The sequence below is a fragment of the Epilithonimonas sp. 33E genome (assembly GCF_059372615.1).
In genome coordinates, this window is sequence record NZ_CM182009.1 from 1,498,669 (window position 1) to 1,516,219 (window position 17,551).

At 37.9% G+C, this 17,551-nt stretch carries 15 protein-coding genes; 7 read left to right on the forward strand and 8 right to left on the reverse strand.

What is annotated here, in order from left to right:
* Nucleotides 1-331: 331 nt before the first annotated feature.
* From AC5P2S_RS07015 to AC5P2S_RS07025, 3 genes are all read left to right on the forward strand, one after another.
* Complete coding sequence (locus AC5P2S_RS07015) at nt 332-754, forward strand: cold shock domain-containing protein (RefSeq protein WP_283415000.1); 423 nt, start codon at nt 332-334, stop codon at nt 752-754.
* Nucleotides 755-831: 77 nt separating this feature from the next.
* Complete coding sequence (locus AC5P2S_RS07020) at nt 832-1,812, forward strand: catalase family protein (protein WP_494556720.1); 981 nt, start codon at nt 832-834, stop codon at nt 1,810-1,812.
* Nucleotides 1,809-2,069 carry a SemiSWEET transporter gene (locus AC5P2S_RS07025; RefSeq protein ID WP_494556721.1) on the forward strand — a complete coding sequence of 87 codons (261 nt, stop codon included), beginning with the start codon at nt 1,809-1,811 and terminating at the stop codon, nt 2,067-2,069. Before AC5P2S_RS07020 ends, AC5P2S_RS07025 begins: the two co-directional genes overlap by 4 nt.
* On the opposite strand, the gene pdeM is transcribed toward AC5P2S_RS07025, so the two are convergent.
* The 6 genes from pdeM to AC5P2S_RS07055 form a co-directional block, all read right to left on the reverse strand.
* Nucleotides 2,066-2,710: a ligase-associated DNA damage response endonuclease PdeM gene (pdeM, locus tag AC5P2S_RS07030; RefSeq protein ID WP_494556722.1), complete on the reverse strand. Its 645-nt coding sequence runs from the start codon at nt 2,708-2,710 to the stop codon at nt 2,066-2,068. The two genes, AC5P2S_RS07025 and pdeM, sit on opposite strands and share 4 nt — an antisense overlap.
* A gap of 99 nt (nt 2,711-2,809) precedes the next feature.
* Complete coding sequence (locus AC5P2S_RS07035) at nt 2,810-5,257, reverse strand: ligase-associated DNA damage response DEXH box helicase (RefSeq protein WP_494556723.1); 2,448 nt, start codon at nt 5,255-5,257, stop codon at nt 2,810-2,812.
* A gap of 157 nt (nt 5,258-5,414) precedes the next feature.
* Nucleotides 5,415-6,995, reverse strand: coding sequence for an ATP-dependent DNA ligase (locus tag AC5P2S_RS07040; RefSeq protein WP_494556724.1), 1,581 nt, complete (start codon nt 6,993-6,995; stop codon nt 5,415-5,417).
* A gap of 227 nt (nt 6,996-7,222) precedes the next feature.
* Complete coding sequence (locus AC5P2S_RS07045) at nt 7,223-8,242, reverse strand: ligase-associated DNA damage response exonuclease (RefSeq protein WP_494556725.1); 1,020 nt, start codon at nt 8,240-8,242, stop codon at nt 7,223-7,225.
* Between the two features lie 88 nt (nt 8,243-8,330).
* Nucleotides 8,331-8,837, reverse strand: coding sequence for a pyridoxamine 5'-phosphate oxidase family protein (locus AC5P2S_RS07050; RefSeq protein WP_494556726.1), 507 nt, complete (start codon nt 8,835-8,837; stop codon nt 8,331-8,333).
* Between the two features lie 33 nt (nt 8,838-8,870).
* Nucleotides 8,871-9,731 carry an SDR family oxidoreductase gene (locus tag AC5P2S_RS07055; RefSeq protein WP_494556727.1) on the reverse strand — a complete coding sequence of 287 codons (861 nt, stop codon included), beginning with the start codon at nt 9,729-9,731 and terminating at the stop codon, nt 8,871-8,873.
* 162 nt (nt 9,732-9,893) lie between these two features.
* Here AC5P2S_RS07055 and ku point away from each other — a divergent pair, with 162 nt between their 5' ends.
* The 4 genes from ku to AC5P2S_RS07075 all read left to right on the forward strand — a co-directional run bounded on the left by ku (nt 9,894) and on the right by AC5P2S_RS07075 (nt 14,079).
* Nucleotides 9,894-10,673: a non-homologous end joining protein Ku gene (gene ku / locus AC5P2S_RS07060; protein WP_120214141.1), complete on the forward strand. Its 780-nt coding sequence runs from the start codon at nt 9,894-9,896 to the stop codon at nt 10,671-10,673.
* 89 nt (nt 10,674-10,762) lie between these two features.
* Nucleotides 10,763-11,374, forward strand: coding sequence for a DNA polymerase ligase N-terminal domain-containing protein (locus AC5P2S_RS07065; protein ID WP_494556728.1), 612 nt, complete (start codon nt 10,763-10,765; stop codon nt 11,372-11,374).
* A 65-nt stretch (nt 11,375-11,439) separates the two neighbouring features.
* Nucleotides 11,440-13,299: a DNA ligase D gene (ligD, locus tag AC5P2S_RS07070; RefSeq protein WP_494556729.1), complete on the forward strand. Its 1,860-nt coding sequence runs from the start codon at nt 11,440-11,442 to the stop codon at nt 13,297-13,299.
* A 48-nt stretch (nt 13,300-13,347) separates the two neighbouring features.
* A complete protein-coding gene (locus AC5P2S_RS07075; protein WP_494556730.1) occupies nt 13,348-14,079 on the forward strand; it encodes a DNA-binding domain-containing protein in 732 nt (243 codons plus the stop codon).
* Between the two features lie 259 nt (nt 14,080-14,338).
* Here the strand turns inward: AC5P2S_RS07075 and AC5P2S_RS07080 are convergent, their stop codons facing one another.
* Together AC5P2S_RS07080 and AC5P2S_RS07085 are read right to left on the reverse strand one after the other, a co-directional pair.
* The gene (locus tag AC5P2S_RS07080; RefSeq protein ID WP_494556731.1) at nt 14,339-15,952 is read right to left on the reverse strand and encodes a UxaA family hydrolase; all 1,614 of its coding nucleotides are present in this window, start codon (nt 15,950-15,952) and stop codon (nt 14,339-14,341) included.
* Nucleotides 15,953-16,087: 135 nt separating this feature from the next.
* Entirely contained in the window at nt 16,088-17,551 is a 1,464-nt protein-coding gene (locus AC5P2S_RS07085) for a tagaturonate reductase (protein ID WP_494556732.1), read from the reverse strand.

Genomic DNA, 17,551 nt, shown 5'->3' on the forward strand with positions numbered 1-17,551 from the left:
CAAATTATCCACACTTGCAAATAACTTATTTATTTAAATTTACAAATATATTTTTGATAATCAGTGAATTAAAAAATAATATTTTCTGCATATTTTATTGTATCTTTGTATTATAATTTATAATGGGTTTCTGTATTGCTAATCAGTAATATATATTTCTTTTAATTCTTGTGTATTTTATGCCTAGAAGGCGCAACAAAATTTCCTCGGATAATAAAGACAATTACCTTTTAATCTTATACCAGTCGATTTCAAATTCATTTCTACGAAGATTTTAGAATTTCAATTGATTCATTTTCACTACATTAATTTAAAATAATAGCAATAATTTATGGCAGATTCTTTCTCAAAAAAAGAAAACTTCAAGAAAAAACAACAAAAACAAAAAGAAAAAGCACTTCGTCGTGAAGAGCGTAAAACCAACAACGACAAAGGAAAAGACATCGAGTTTATGTATGTTGATGCATACGGAAGATTAACATCTACACCGCCTGAGGAAAGGGTGGAGGTTGATTTGGATAACATTCAGTTAGGAGCAGCGCCAGTGGAAGCAGAAGAAACTGTGAAAACAGGAATCGTAACTTTCTTAAGTGAGAAGGGTTATGGATTCATTACGGAGAGTAAAACTAACGAGAATATCTTTTTCCATAGTAACAATTGTGCAGTGCCGGTAAAAAAAGGAAACAAAGTAGCTTTCGAAAAAGAAAGATCACCAAAAGGTTTTTCGGCAGTCAATATCGAACTAGTCAAATAACTTTTTGATTTAAAATATTTATAATAAGCTCCAGCTGGAGCTTATTTTTTTGGCTTCATTTTAGTTTGGGAAATGTTATGGCCTTCAAAATAAAATATAATCCTGACTTAGATTCCTTGACATCTAAAGAGCTTAAACTTCTGGAAAAAGCTTGTGAAGCTGTTAGAAACTTCGTTTCCAAATCGGACAAAATCAATCAGACTAACTATAAAACCAGAGACGCTCACGTTACGACTTATTCAACTTTAAAAGGAACTTTTGTTGCCAATCAAACGTTTGAGGAGCATCATATTTTTTCAAGGCAGGAATTAGAGTGCTTGATTAGAATTTCCAATGCACATATGAAATTAGTTTCTAAGAAAAGAGCGATTCCGGCTTATGGTTTTTCGGTTAAAATTTCTGATGACAATCAAACTATTGCCAACTTTCCGTTGGTGAATTTTCCACTATTTCCGATTAATAATGTCTCGCAATTTCTGAAAATTTTCATTGCGATTAACCGGTTTTTCTCAGGAAATATCTTACAAAAATTCTGGAATTTAATAAAAGTAGCCAGAAATTTTATCTTGATTTCTCCGGCTTTTTTTCACCCTTCTTTTATGGTTGAGGTTTTTAAATTCCTGAAAAATCGAAACAATTTTATTCTGTCATTTGATTACCATTCCATTGGCGTTTACAGATTGAGAAATCATTTGGTTAAATTAAAATTGGTTCCGAAAAATGTGCCTAACAAAGTTGATGAAAATCGAATAGATTATTCAATTCAAAATTATTTAAAAGAGAATGACTACGAATTGGAATTAATGGCTCAATATTGTTACGATTTGAAAAAACAACCTGTCAATCAGTTGAATACAATATGGAAGAATTCTGAATTTGCATCAATTGGAACAATTAGAATCACAGAATTGATTGACAAAAATAATCAATGGATTGAGAATTTATCCTTCAATCCTTTTGAAAACATTGAGGAATTACAGCCCGTTGGAAGGATTCAGAAATTACGGGATGAAGCTTATAAAACGTCTTTTGCAACAAGAAAAAATAATAATTTATGAATACAGAATTATTGGGTTTAGTTGCCGGAGGAATCACATCTATCGCAATGATGCCACAACTCATCAAAGTTATTAAAGAGAAAAACGCTGAAGATATCTCTGTAGTGATGCTTTTGGTCTTGATTACAGGATTGTCGCTTTGGGTTTGGTACGGTATTTTACAGGACGAATTGCCAATAATTTTATCAAATGGTTTCTCTGTTTTAGTTAATCTAATCTTATTGGTTTGCTGTATTATTTTCAAAAAGAAAAATTAAATCTCATAGATCTCAGCATCCGTAAAAACATAGAATCTTCCTTTTTTAGGGAGATTTTTTGTGTCCAAACCTGTAAATTCACTAAAAGCAGGAAGCAATAATTGATTATCTGTGACCACAAAACAGGGCAGTTTAATATTTTTCACAGAAGAATTAATGACAAACCCGGGATGAATATGACCTGTGACTTGAAATTTAGGCTGTTTTTTGTCAAAATCATGCACAAACATAAAATCATCAATCTCGAGAATCTCGTCCCTGAAATTGAGGCATAATTTTGATTCCAGCTTTTTGGAAATTTTATCATGATTGCCTTCTATCAGATGAAATTCAAGATCTGAAAACTGGTTTTTCCATTCACAGAATTTATCCACATCCGAATTATCTCCTGCATGAAGCAGATCGCCGACAACGATAAATTTTTCGGGCTGAAAATATTCAATTAAAACAGATAATCTTTGCAAATCATTTTCAAAGATCTGGTCAGAAAGTGCAATGCCGTTTTTACGGAAATGAGCCGTTTTCCCGATATGCAGATCGGATAAAATCAAAGCTTTTTCTTTTTTCCAGAATAAAGCCCGCTGATTGGTTAAAGTGAAAACTTCGTTCTGAATGGTTATATTTTTTGTTACTATTTTCATTATTTTTTATTAATGCTTCGACAAGCTCAGCCTGACAATGCTGATAAAAAGAATTTAGTATTAGAGATATCACACTAAGCCTGTCGAAGTGTTTCAAATTCACTTAAGTTTCCTCGCCTGCTGAATTAGTTTTTGAATTCTCGCATCTAATCCTTCACTGGAAAGCGTTTGCCTCAAACTGTCAACTTTGATCGGAAAACTTAATGGTGTAAAAGTATTGGCAAATTTCAGAATTATTTTTGATTTTTCGATTCGCTTAAAAGCTTCAACAAGCCTTTGTTCCTGCAATTGCGCATTGAAAACTTCTGTATAAGCCTGTCTTACAAGAAAATGGTTCGGATCATAATCCTCAAGAACTTTAAAAATCAGACCGGCAGAACTTTGTAAAGATTTGTTGGAACGTTGTTTTCCTGCGTAATTCTGAATCACCATTCCGGAAATTACCGCAATATCACGGAATTTTCTTCGAGCCATTTCCGCAGAATTAATGCTTGAAATGACATCGGTCATCAGATTTTCCCGGGTTAAAATTTTATGCAGATTTTCTTCATTTAGCGGAATTTCTTTATCACTGAATAATTCAAAACCATAATCATTCATCGCCATCGAAAAAGAGATCGGAGCCAGCTTTGAAATCCTGTAAGCAATAAGCGCCGACATCACTTCGTGAACCAACCGCCCTTCAAAAGGATACATGAATAAATGGTAACCCTCGCGGTTTTTGATGAGTTCCACCAAAAATTCATCATCTTTTGGGATATGAGAACGTTCTTCCTGATTGATCAATAAAGGATGCAGGAATTTCAGTTCTTTTTCTGAAGCTTTCGGATTCAGCGCACCGGATAATTTCTGCCTTAAAAACTGACCTAAATTTGAGCTTAAAGGCAGTCTTCCGCCGAGATAACTTGGTGCAAATGCCTTTCCTTTTGCGGCGCGTACGTAAACCGTCATATCTTTGATCATCGCAACTTCAAGCACTCTTCCCGCTAAAATAAATTTTTCGTCTTTTTTGAGTTTTGAAATAAAATATTCCTCCACCATTCCGATATAACCCCCGGAAATAAATTTCACTTTCAGCATGGCATCACTTACAATGACTCCCATATTCATACGGTGAAGCATGGCAATTTTCCTCGAGGTAACTTTGTATAAACCATCTTCCGTCACCACAACTTTATGAAATTCTTCGTAGCTCTTTAAAACGCTTCCGCCAATGGTAAGAAAATCGAGAATGCTTTTCCATTCTTCGTCCGTCATTTCCTGAAATGCATACACTTTTTTGATCCTCTCATGCAGTTCATCGGGATAAAATCCGTCGCCAACCGCCAAAGTCATTAAAAACTGAACCAGAACATCGAAACATAAAACCTGTGGATCGCGCGGTTCGATCACTTTCTGTTTTACGGCTTCCTTTAAAGCGGCAACTTCAATTAATTCCAATGAATGAGTCGGAACACAATAGATTTTTGAAGTTTCAAAAGGGGAGTGGCCGCTTCTTCCGGCACGCTGCAAAAATCGGGCTACACCTTTCGCAGAACCGACTTGAATGACCATATCAACAGGTTTAAAATCAATTCCTAAATCCAAAGACGAAGTAGAAACCACGGCTTTTAATTTCCCTGAACTTAAATTTTCTTCAATCCAGATCCGTAAATGAGCATCAATCGAACTGTGATGAATCGCAATTTGTCCGGCAAAATCAGGATAAGCATTCAATAACAACTGATACCACATCTCGCTTTGACTTCGCGTATTTGTAAAGACAATCGTCGATTTTGACTCTAATATAATTGGAACAACTTTGTCGGCTAATTTTTGTCCAAGATGTCCCGCCCAAGGTAAAATTTCAACTTCATCAGGAAAGACAGGAAGAATATCGATCTTTTTCTGTTCTTTTGCCGTAATTTTTGTTTTTTTGATATCGTAAGGAATCAGAACCTCCATGGCTTCATCAAGATTTCCGATGGTTGCCGTAATTCCCCAGATTTTTATTTTCGGAACATATTTCGTCAGCTGAGAAATTCCCAGTTCTACCATTACACCGCGTTTTGAACCCAGTAATTCGTGCCATTCGTCCACAACAACTGTTTTCATTTCTTTAAAAAAACGTTCATTATTTTTCTGCCCGAGAAGCAAATGTAAACTTTCGGGAGTTACCACCAGAATTTCCGGCATATTTTTGACCTGTTGCTGGCGGACTTTTGGATCTGTATCACCATTTCGTACACCCACTGCCCAATCCAGACCGATTTCGTCAATCGCTTCCTGCATTGCTTTGGCAATATCTTTTGACAATGAACGGAGTGGCGTGATCCAGATCATTTTCAATCCTTTTTTATATTTCTCGGGATGATTTAAAAAATTCGTTAATAAGGCTAAAAAAACAGAAAATGTTTTTCCGAAACCCGTAGGCGCAACAACCATTCCGCTGTATCCGTTTTCAAATTTCTGCCATGTCTCAATCTGAAATTTAAATGGGGAAATACCTTTATCAGCCATCCATTGCTGAATGATTTTGTAGCCGTCGGTATTTTCAAATGTTGTCAAAATTATTTATTTTTTTGAACCACAAAAGTCACAAAAGATTTTAGTGGTTGCTTAAGTTATTCAAAAGTTCAAAAAAGTTGTATGTATAATCTTTTATGGACTTTAATTTTAAATCAATAAGTCTTTGAAAAACTTTTGTGACTTTTGTGGTTAAATTTTACTGTATCAATTTTTTTATCTCTTCCAAATCATCAATTTCATCCACTGTTTTATCTTTTCGCCATCTCAGAATTCTCGGGAAACGAAGTGCAACACCACTTTTATGACGGTTGCTGAAACCTATTCCTTCAAAAGCAATTTCGAAAACCAACTCAGGTTTTACCGTACGAACCGGCCCGAATTTTTCAATTGCATTTTTATTCACGAACTTGCTGACTTCCATGATTTCTTTGTCTGTCAAACCGGAATACGCTTTGGCAATCGTGACCAATTTATCTTCATTCTTCACGGCAAAAGTATAATCGGTGTAATAAGCACTTCGCCTTCCGCTTCCTTTTTGAGCGTAAATCAAAACAGCATCAATCGTTAACGGATTAATTTTCCATTTCCACCAGTCGCCTTTTTTTCGCCCGGAATGGTAAGGAGAATTTTTCTGTTTCAGCATCAGACCTTCACTGTTAATTTCCCTGGAATTTTCCCTGATTTGGTCTAATTCGTTCCAGTTTTCAAAATCAATGACTTGAGAAATTTTTATATTCTCAGGATTTTCATTTAATAACAATTCTTCCAGCATGGCGCGTCGTCCGGCAATCGGTTTTTCTCTCAGATCATTACCTTCCAATTCCAATAGATCATAAGCAAAAACCTGGATCGGAATTTCAGAAAGCATTTTTTTTGTTAAAGTTTTTCGGTTGAGACGTTTCTGTAATTCATTAAAATTTAAAACTTTATCATCTTTTACAGCCAGAATTTCTCCGTCAATGACAAAATTTCCTTTCATCTTCTGAACAACATCTTTGATTTCTGGAAATTGTTCGGTGATCAGTTCTTCACCTCTCGACCAGATAAAAACTTCATCATTCCGTTTGATAATCTGTCCGCGGATTCCGTCCCATTTGTATTCAATCAGCCATTCATCGGGCGTTCCGAGTTCTTCCAAATCTTTTTCCAAAGGATAAGCCAGACAGAAAGGATAAGGTTTTGAATTGTCCGGATTCACATTTTCTGCTGAAATTAATTCCTGGAAAGAAACTTCATTCGGCAGCCATTTTCCCATCAAACTATGCATTAATGCACTGGATTCTTGTTCGGAAAATTTAGTTAAAGCATTGATCAAAGTTTTATCCGAAACCCCGATTCTGAAGCTTCCGCCTAATAATTTGTTGAAAATCAATCGTTCCGTATAATCCAAACCATTCCAAGAATTCAGAACAAATTCCTTTTTCTCTACATCTGTTTTATTTTTTAAACCGATAATGTCATTCATCCATTCAGATAAAGCACGTTCGATCTTTTCTGTTGGTGGAGGAAGAATCAGAGATAATGTTTCTCCCAAATCGCCGACCGAAGAATAACACTCCTGAAACAGCCAGAAAGGTAATTGAGTAATTTCCAACGCCCATTCTTTCATATAATTTGTGTTCACATTCCGTTTCGGTCGTTTTCCTGTAAACAAGGCGATGAACCACACTTTATCTTCATCCGGCGCACGTTCCAGATAATCAATGATCGCATCGATTTTAGCGTTGGTTTTATTGGTGCTTTCGAGAGCGTTGATGAGTTCTGCGAAATGTTTCATTTTATTGTTGTTTTTTTGTCATTGCGAGGAACGAAGCAATCTGTTCAAAATAGTTCCTTAAGTAAAAAAGATTACTTCGTTCCTCGCAATGACGAGCTCCATTCAAGCCGGGCTGCGTGCAATTCGGCGTTTTTTATAATTGTCAGGTCGCTCCTCCGGAGCTCCGCTTTACCATTTATTCTTTTACTATTAACAGTAAGTTCCTATGGAACTTTTCAAGCATTGCTTTAATCTTTGATAATTTCTTTTTCTTTCTCCTCTTCGTCATCGTCACCATACAGGGTTTCAACGACATCAGATTTAATTCCGATTTCATTTAAATATTTAGAAAAAACTTCGGTTTGTCCGTGTGTGACGTGAACAATTTCGGCTTCTGTCGCTTTTATGGCTTGTAACAGACCTTTCCAATCGGCGTGATCGCTCATCGCAAAACCTGCATCCGCACTTCGCCATCTTCTGGCACCGCGAACCTGCATCCAGCCTGAACAAATCGCTGTCGCCGCATCTGGAATTTTCTTGATAACATTCGAATCCAATAAAGCGGGCGGAACAATGACAATATCCCCCCCAATGTGTTTTATACTTTCCCGAAAATCAGGAATTTCATATTCAGGAAGAACAATTCCAACTTCTTCAAAAGCCTGATTAAGCTTGCCGATGGAGTAATGAACGTGAATCTTTCCCAAGCCTTCAACAGCTTTCATAATTCGTTGTGCCTTCCCCAAAGAATAGCCGATAAAAACGGATGTTTTCTGATTTTCCTGATTTCTGAGAACCCAGCTTTGCAGTTTTTTATTTAGATCATTAACTTCCAGCCAGTTGTAGATAGGAAGTCCGAAAGTACTTTCCGTCACAAATTCATTGCATTTTACAAGCTCAAAAGGCGTACTTAAGCCGTCGTCCTGAACCTTATAGTCTCCCGAAACAACACTCACATAACCTTTATATTCTAGCCTGATCTGTGCAGAGCCGATAATATGACCAGCCGGATGAAGCGAGACTTTTACGCCATTGATATTGATCATCTCACCATATTCCACACTTTGACATTCGATATCTTCACTGATTCTTTTATGTAAAATCGGTTTGGTAAAATGGTGACAAAGGTATTTTTTCATTCCCCAGCGTGCGTGATCGGCGTGACCGTGCGTAATGACCGCCAAATCAACCGGCCGCCACGGATCGATATAGAATTTTCCCTGTGGACAATAAATGCCTTTGTTTGTGAATGTAATGAGTTTCGCCATTTGTAGTTTGATAAGGAATGGAAAATAAAAGTCACAAAGTTCATTAAATATGATTTTCTTTGTGACTTAATTTCCATTTTAAAATTAATTAAATTTTTGCAGTTCCTTCCACGCCATCAGAATTATCAGTTTTGTTTCCGGTAATTGCTGCTGCTGCAAAAGTTAATAGGCTTACCAATTTTCCCGCCTTCGTGTCCCAATAATAGGTATCTTTTGGTTCCACTCTTATGATTGAAACATTCGGATCATCTTTGCCATCGAACCAGGCATTTGCCATTGGCGACCATTTTTCTTCGATTGTCGCTTTGTCTTTATATATGAAAGCATTTCCGTACACTGAAAGATATTCGGAGTCGCTGTTATTCATAAAATAAAGCTGTACACGGTTGTCTTCCTTGATTTCAAAATTTTTATTGCTGGTTTCGCTGCTGATAAACCAGAGATTTCCGTTCTCGTCGGTTTCCTGGATGCTCATTGGTCTGGCATTGACAGGAAGTCTGTCCAGTTCCGTACAAAACATACAGATCCTGGCTTTTTTCGAGAGTTCTTTGATTTTCTTAATAGCTTCCTGGTTGGTAAGATTTTCTGTTGACATAATATTTTGTTTTGATGTTATAATTAATTGTGATTATCCGTTAACAATTTCCCCGCCATTTGGATGCAAAACCTGTCCCGAAATAAAACTGGAGTCTTCACTGGCCAGAAAAAGGAAGCTTGGTGCGACTTCATTCGGCATCCCTGCACGTTTCATTGGCGAATCACTTCCAAACTCTGAGTTTTTTTCTTTATCAAATGATGATGCAATCAAAGGTGTCCAGATTGGACCGGGCGCAACGGCATTTACACGGATTCCTTTATCAATGAGATTGGCGGAAAGGCTTCTGGTAAAGGCAACGATGGCACCTTTTGTCGAAGCGTAATCAATGAGCTGAGGACTTCCCCTGTAAGCCGTAACGGATGTTGTGTTGATGATACTTGCTCCTTTTTCCAGGTAAGGCATCGCATATTTTGTAGTCCAGAAATAGGAGAAAAAATTATTCTGAAATGTTTTTGTCAGTTGGTCAGTAGTGATATCTTCAATCGATTCCGATTCCCAGTGCAATGCAGCATTATTGACCAAAATATCGATTTTTTGGTGTGCTTTTATGGTTTCTTTAATGACCTTTTTGCAGTGATTTTCATTGCCTAAATCACCTTTGATCAAAGTACATTTTTTGCCATAAGCTTCCACTTCTTTTTTAGTAGTTTCAGCATCTTGAGTCGCGCTGAGATAAGCAATCGCAATGTCCGCACCTTCTTTTGCAAATAGTAAAGCCACCGCTTTCCCGATTCCGCTGTCGCCTCCGGTGATTAAGGCTACTTTAGTATTCAATTTACCTTTTGGATAATCAATCGGGCTGGTTTCTGGAACCGGAGTCATTTCTTTTTCCAGACCGGGTCGGCTTTGTTCCTGCTTTGGTCTGATTTTCTTTTTAGTTTCTTTTTCCATTTTACTTTTATTTTTTTAAGCAGTTACAAATAATGTGCTATTTCTAAATTGTATTAGAAATAATTAATCTTAAATATTTTGCCTAATTGATGTCAATGGAATGTTTCTTGTAAAAATCAAATAATAAAATTTCATTATTAATATCAAATCAAAATTCTAATTATGAGAGCAATTTGGAATGGTGCAATTGGTTTTGGGTTGGTTAATATTCCCATCAAATTGTATTCGGCGACAGATTCGAGTACTTTAGATCTGGATATGCTGGACAGTAAAGATCTTAGCAATATCAGATTCAAACGTGTTAACGAAAGTACCGGGAAAGAAGTGGTTTGGGAAGATATTGTGAAAGGTTATAAAATAGAGGATAAATATATCGTTCTGGATGATAAGGATTTTGAAGCGGCAAGCCCGGAAAAATCTAAGGTTCTCAGTATTTCTCAGTTTGTCAAGGAAGCGGAGATCGATCCTGCTTTGTTCGAGACGCCTTATTTTCTGGAGCCACAGAAAAATGGTGAAGCTGCTTATAAATTATTATTAAAAGCTTTAACCAAAACCAAAATGGCGGGAATCGGTTCATTTGTCCTGAGAGAACGCGAAATTCTTTGCCTGATCCGGCCATATGAAGATAAAATTTTAATGGTTAACAGGATGCGTTACCCCGAAGAGATGCGCGACTTTGAAGACTTAAAAATTCCGTCCGGAAGCGCACCCAAACCTGCCGAGCTGAAAATGGCGGAACAGCTCATAAAATCCCTTGCAACGGAATTTGACCCATCAAAATATAAAGACACTTATAATGCAGACCTTTTAAAAATCATTAAACAAAAAGCAAAAGGCAAAAAAATCAAATTGACCGAAATTAAAGAACCCGAAGGCAAAGCAACCGATCTGATGGCAATGCTGAAAGCCAGCCTGGAAAAAGGAAAGAAAAAAGTGGGGTGATTTAGGTTATAGATTAAAGGTTTTAGAATGTGGGTTCGGAGTAGTATTTTTCAATTATAAAGTATCATTCATCATTTATTATTACTGTTATGGCACTAGAGGATTATAATAAAAAAAGGAACTTCAAGGAAACAGCGGAGCCGGAAGGTAAGGCTAAGGTCAGCGGGAAAAAATTAAAATTCGTAATTCAGAGACACGCTGCCACAAGGCTTCATTACGATTTTCGTCTGGAAATGGAAGGTGTTCTGAAAAGCTGGGCGGTTCCCAAAGGACCTTCTCTCAATCCTGCGGATAAACGGCTGGCGATGATGGTTGAAGATCACCCGTATTCTTACAGGACGTTTGAGGGCTCTATCCCGAAAGGTAATTATGGTGCTGGCGAAGTAGAAATTTGGGACGAAGGAACATATGAACCCATTGAAAAGGTGGAAGGCAAAAGTGACGATCTGGTAATGCGGGCTGAACTGCATAAACAGTCATTGAAATTCATTCTTCACGGTAAAAAGCTGAAAGGTGAATTTGCATTAGTGAAAATCAAAAGTTCTAAGGATGAAAACGCCTGGCTGCTTATCAAACATAAAGATAAATATGCCGTTGATGAAGACTACGACGCTGAAGAACACACGCTGAAAACCTCCAAAGTCACCGCTTATCTCGAAGAGAAAGAAGGTAAAAAAAAAATGACTCGTCCGAAGGTATAAAGCACTTTAAAAATTATGCTCCGGCACTTTCAGGCGCCAAAAAGTTATCGGAATTCATCAAACCTATGCTTTGCAAAGTATCCGATAAAGCTTTTGATGACAAGGAATGGGCATTCGAAATCAAATGGGACGGTTATCGCGCGATTGCTGATTTGAGCAATGACGACATACGATTGTATTCCCGGAACGGTATCGATTTTTCCCAGAAATTTAAAAAAGTTACTAATTCGCTGAAGTTACAGGAACACAATATGGTCCTTGACGGTGAGATTGTTGCTTACGATGGCAAAGGAAAACCTAATTTCCAATGGCTGCAGCAGATTGGCGATAATCCTAACCTCGCATTAACTTTCCAAGTGTTTGACTTGCTTTGGCTCAACGGACATTCGACCGAAAATCTATCTTATCTTCAACGGAAAGAATTATTAAAAGATGCTCTAATCGAGAATGAAATCATTAAATATAGTGACCACATCCTGGAAAACGGGAAAGAGTTTTTCCAGGCTGCAAAAGATTTGGGGCTGGAAGGAATTGTAGCCAAAAAAACCGAAAGCCTTTACAAAGAAGATGTCCGAAGCTCGGAATGGCTGAAAATTAAAATCCATAAGAGTGATGAAGCGATTATCTGTGGATTTACAGCGCCAAAAGGCTCAAGGAAAAAGTTCGGAGCCTTGATTCTGGGTAAATATCTGAATGGTGAAATGGTATTTTGTGGTCATACAGGCGGCGGTTTTAACGACAAATCCCTTTCCGAGGTTTATGATAAAATGCAGCCATTGATTACCGGTAAATCAGTTTTCAAAATCACACCAAAAACCAATACCAAAGCAACTTGGATAGAACCTGAGCTGGTGGCAGAAATCAAATTTACGGAACTGACAAAAGACCTGATTTACAGGCACCCGATTTTCCTCAGACTCCGGGATGATATAGAGCCTGATGATGTGACATTCAATCCAGAAAAACCTTCAAAAAAAGAACCCGTGAAAAAAGCAGAACCTAAGAAAAGAACAGGAAAAGACGATGTCGAGAAAAAAATCGGAAAGCAAAAACTGAAACTTACCAATCAAAACAAAATCTATTTTCCCGATGATGACGTGACGAAAGGTGATGTGATTGATTATTATCAAAGCATTTCGAAATATATCTTACCACATCTGAAAAACCGCCCACAATCTATGAACCGTTATCCGAACGGTATCAAAGGAATGAGCTTTTACCAGAAAGATGCTGCTGAGGAAACGCCAGAGTGGATAGAAACGCAGAAGGTCTTCTCGGAAAGTACCGATAAATATATCAATTACATCATCTGCAATGATAAGGAAACAATGGCCTATCTGAACAATCTCGGTTGCATCGAGCTGAATGTCTGGACAAGTAAAATCCAAAAGGCGGACAATCCGGATTATCTTGTTCTGGATCTGGACCCATCGGAAAAGAATACCTTTGAAGATGTGATAGAAACCGCTTTGGCTGTGAAGGAGGTTCTGGATTTAGCAGGAATTGATGGCTATCCGAAAACATCGGGCAGTTCGGGCATTCACGTTTATATTCCCATGGGTGCAAAATATTCTTATGAGCAGGTCAAGGATTTTGGGCATCTTCTGATGCAAATGGTTCAGCAGAAGTTACCCGATTTGACAACGCTTGAACGCAGCCTTCAGAAAAGGGATAAGAATAAAATCTATCTCGACTATCTACAAAACAGAAGAGGACAGACTCTTGCAAGCGTTTACAGTCTTAGGCCGAAAAAAGGTGCACCTGTCTCAATGCCGTTGGAATGGGACGAGGTCAAAAAAGGACTTAAGCCGACCGACTTCAACATTCATAATTCATTAGACCGGCTGAAAGAAAAAGGTGACATCTTCAAACCGATTTTAGGAAAAGGAATTGATATGCTGAAGACAATTAAAAAACTGGAGTAGTAGTTCTTAAAATAATTGTATATTAGGGATAACATAAATGATTAAATTATGCCCCTTATACATACAATTAATGCTCATCTTTATGAGAATCTTTTAACAAAAAATGATTCTGCCGATTATCTGGCGCGTACCATCAGTGAGGAGTCGCTCAATATCAAACAGATCTGTGAGGCTGCTGTCAATAGGGGCGGAGCGGATATGTCGGCACTGTCTATGGAGTATGTTGTAACGCTTTTTCTGAAAGAGATGGCTTACCAGCTTTGCGATGGTTTTACCATTAATACCGGCTATTTTACGGCAGGTACCAAGATCAAGGGTGTTTTTAATAGCCTGTCCGAGACTTTTGATAAGGATAAGCATAAGATATTTTTCCAGTTCAATCAGGGTGAAAGAATGAGAGCAATGATTCCCGATATTCAGGTTAATATTCTTGGTGCAGCCAGCAGAGGTTCTGTCATCTATCAGGTGACAGATATGAAGAGTGGCTCCATTAATAATAAGATCTCACCTGGTAGAAATCTGAACATCAAAGGCGCAAAAATAAAAATAGCTGGAGATAGCCCCGAAAACGGAATCTTCTTTGTCAATAGTGTCACTAATAACAGGACAATAGTTCCTGCAGATGATATAATAGTGAACAAAGCATCAGAGTTGATCATCATTATTCCTGAATTAGAGACCGGTAGCTATTATCTGGAGGTTACAAGCCAATATTCCGGGAGTAACTTGTTGAAAGCTTCCAGAACCGCAGGATATGATAAGGTGTTGAGTGTGGAGTAGGCTTTATTTCATGAATGATAACTCTTATCGAAGCATAACTTCTACTCTTATCGGGGCATAAGTCTTACTCTTATCGAGGCATAAGCCATACTCTTATCGAGGTATAAGCCTGAATTTGCCTTAACGTATAGTGGTGATTTAGCTGAATAAAACTAATAAGCGAATTGCTCAGTCTTTGATAACATTGACTAAAAAATAAAGAGCACTCTTCAAAAAGAAGAAATGCCCTTTAAAAATAAAAACCTTAAAAATTCAAATATTATAATGATACCCCTCGTTTCCAAGGAATAAACACATCTTGTTTCAATTGGTCTGCTTTTGTCTCTACGTTGCCGCTTGCCAGCTCAATAATATAATCTACGATTTCTTCGCCCACTTCCTGGATACTTTTTTCTCCGGTGATTACAGTTCCTGCATTAACATCGATGATGTCGGACATTCTGTTGATCAATGCGGTGTTGGAAGAGATTTTCACAACCGGAGCAATTGGATTTCCCATCGGATTTCCTAAGCCTGTTGTAAACAAAACCACAGTTGCTCCAGCTCCAACTAGTCCTGTGGTACATTCGGCATCGTTTCCAGGTGTGTTCAATAAGTTCAGACCTGGTTTTGAAATGTATTCACCATAATCCAGAACATCAACGATAGGTGCGGTTCCACCTTTTTTAGAAGCACCTGCAGATTTCATAGCATCGGTAATCAAACCGTCTTTGATATTTCCTGGCGATGGATTCATATCAAATCCTGAGCCTGCATCCACAACAGATTTTTCAAAAGCTTTCATTAATGATAAAAATTTATCTGCTTTTTCCTCATCCACGCATCGGTTCATCAATTCCTGCTCCACGCCGCATAATTCCGGAAACTCGGCCAAGATTGTTTTCCCGCCTAATGCTGCAAAAATATCTGAAACAACGCCTAAAGCCGGATTCGCAGAGATACCTGAAAAACCGTCAGAACCACCACACTCCAGACCTATGCTCAGCTTAGAAACCGGTGCAGGCTGGCGTTGGATTTTATTAGCTCTTTTTATCGCTTCGAAAGACTCTTTGATGACCATTTGGAACATCTTGTCCGTCGTCCCGATTTTCTGTTGTTCAAAGATCAGCACTTCTTTATCGCTGTTCGGGCTCATTTCTTTCAAAGCATTTTGGAAGATATCAACCTGAAGATTTTGGCATCCCAAGCTGAGAACCGTTGCACCAGCCACATTCGGGTTGTTCACATAACCGGCAAGCAGTTTTGCCAAAAGTTCCGAATCCTGACGGATGCCGCCGCAACCACCTTGATGATTGATAAACTTCACTTCGATATTATCCAGAAGATTTTCATTTCTGGATTGGTCTTCCACTTCTTCCACGCTTTTTTCTTCAATCAGAGAACGTAGAAAATTCTTATAGGAAACTTCTTTTTTCGGTAACAATTCGTTCTCGAAAATATCTTTCAGCTTCTCGATATTCTTGTTTTCACAAAACACCAAAGGGAAGAATAACCAGACATTTTTTGTTCCAACTTGTCCATCAGAACGATGGTAGCCGTTGAAGGTCTTGTCTTTCCATTTGTCCACATTCGGCGGTGTCCAGCCAAGATTTCCTGTCTTTTTAAAAACCTCTTCGCTCTCGTGTTTTACATTTTCCGTCGTGATGACTTCGCCTTTTTGAATTGGCTGATTCGCTTTTCCAACAATGACGCCGTACATAATAATATGGTCACCCACCGCAAAATCTTCTGCCGCGAATTTATGTTTTGCTTTCGTATCTTTCAGTACCGTGTAATCTGCACCGTCCAGATGCACGATGTCTCCGGCAGGCAAATCCGTCAGCGCAACAATGATGTTGTCTTTCGGATTGACTTTTAAAACTTTCTTTTGCATAATCTTTAGCTTTAATCAAGTTCAACACAAAGGCACAATTTTCTTATTCTTCTGTTTTTTTAAGGCACTAAGTTTTTTCTTGTGCCTTAAAAAACGACAATTAGATTTATGCTTTTATGTCTTTATGTTTAAGTCTTATAAATTATTAATATAACTTTTATATCCTTCTTCAATTCCTGTGGAATCGATTGCACTTAAAGCCTTGGTTACAGCTTCTGTTAATCCAGAAACCTGAGTCAGATCTGTATCCCAGAAACTCACTTCAGATAAAGCATTTTTCGCTACTTCTCCAAGGTCGTTAGTTGACCAGATTTCTTTGAATCTTTCCAAAACCGGCGCATCATCGCTTACAGGAAGTTGTTTTCCATCAAACTCACCTTGGTAGAATCTAATCAACGCTGCTAATGAAAAAGTCAGGTTAGTTGGTAATTCGTTCTTGATTTCAACATACTTCAGAAAGCTTGGTAAAACTCTCACTTTGAATTTCGAAACAGAATTCAGTGCAATGCTGGAAAGCAAATGTTTCAGGAACGGGTTTCTGAATCTGTCAAAAACTTCATCCGAAAACGCCGTCAATTCTTCTGTTGATAAATCCAGAGTAGGAATGATCTCGTTATAAACCGTTTCGGAAATCCATTTTCCCGCAAAGTCCGCATCAATAGCTTCTTTCACAGTTTCTTTTCCGTCAAGGATAGAAAATGCCAACATTGCGGTGTGAGCACCGTTCAGGATTCTCACTTTTCTGGTTCTGTAAGGCGTGATATCATCCACAATCAAAACCTGGTCATCAATTTTATCAAACGGAATCAAGGCTTTCAATTTCTCATCACCTTCGATAACCCAAAGTAAAAATGCTTCACAAACTACCATCAGATTATCATCATAATCCAATTTAGCTTCGTATTCATCTTTTTCTTCTCTTGGATAACCCGGAACAATTCTGTCCACCAAAGTATTGTGGAAATAGTTGCTGTTTTCTATCCAAACAGAAAAATCTTCTTCAAGATTCCAAAGCTGGGCATATTTCAGGATATATTCTTTCAATGTCAAGGCATTGTTTTCGATCAATTCGCAAGGAATGACATGAAGACCTTTTTCTGTATCGCCATTAAAATGCTTGAATCTCTCGTAAAGGAAAGCTGTCACTTTCGCAGGGAAATTCTTATGAGGACCTGAAGCTAAAGACGTTTCAGATTCATCAAAAGCAATTCCTGCTTCAGTTGTATTGGATAAAATGAACTGTAAGTCTTCGCCTTTTGCCAATTCTAGATACTCCGCATAATTTTCGTAAGGACTGAATGAACGCTGGATTGCAGAAATCACTCTCTGGTCATCCACGATCTGGCCTTTTTTTACACCTCTTATGAAAAGTGTGTAAAGGTTATCCTGCTCTTCCAGCATATCAACAAGACCACCCTGAGTCGGCTGAACAACAGCTACGCCAGCATTGAAGCCAGCCTCTTTGTTCATCTTATCGATAAGGTAATCTACAAATGCACGAAGGAAATTACCTTCCCCGAATTGTAAAAATTTGATGGGAAGTTTCTCAGTCGAACCTGAGTTTTCACGGTTAAGTTTTTGTTTAGTTTGATATTCCAT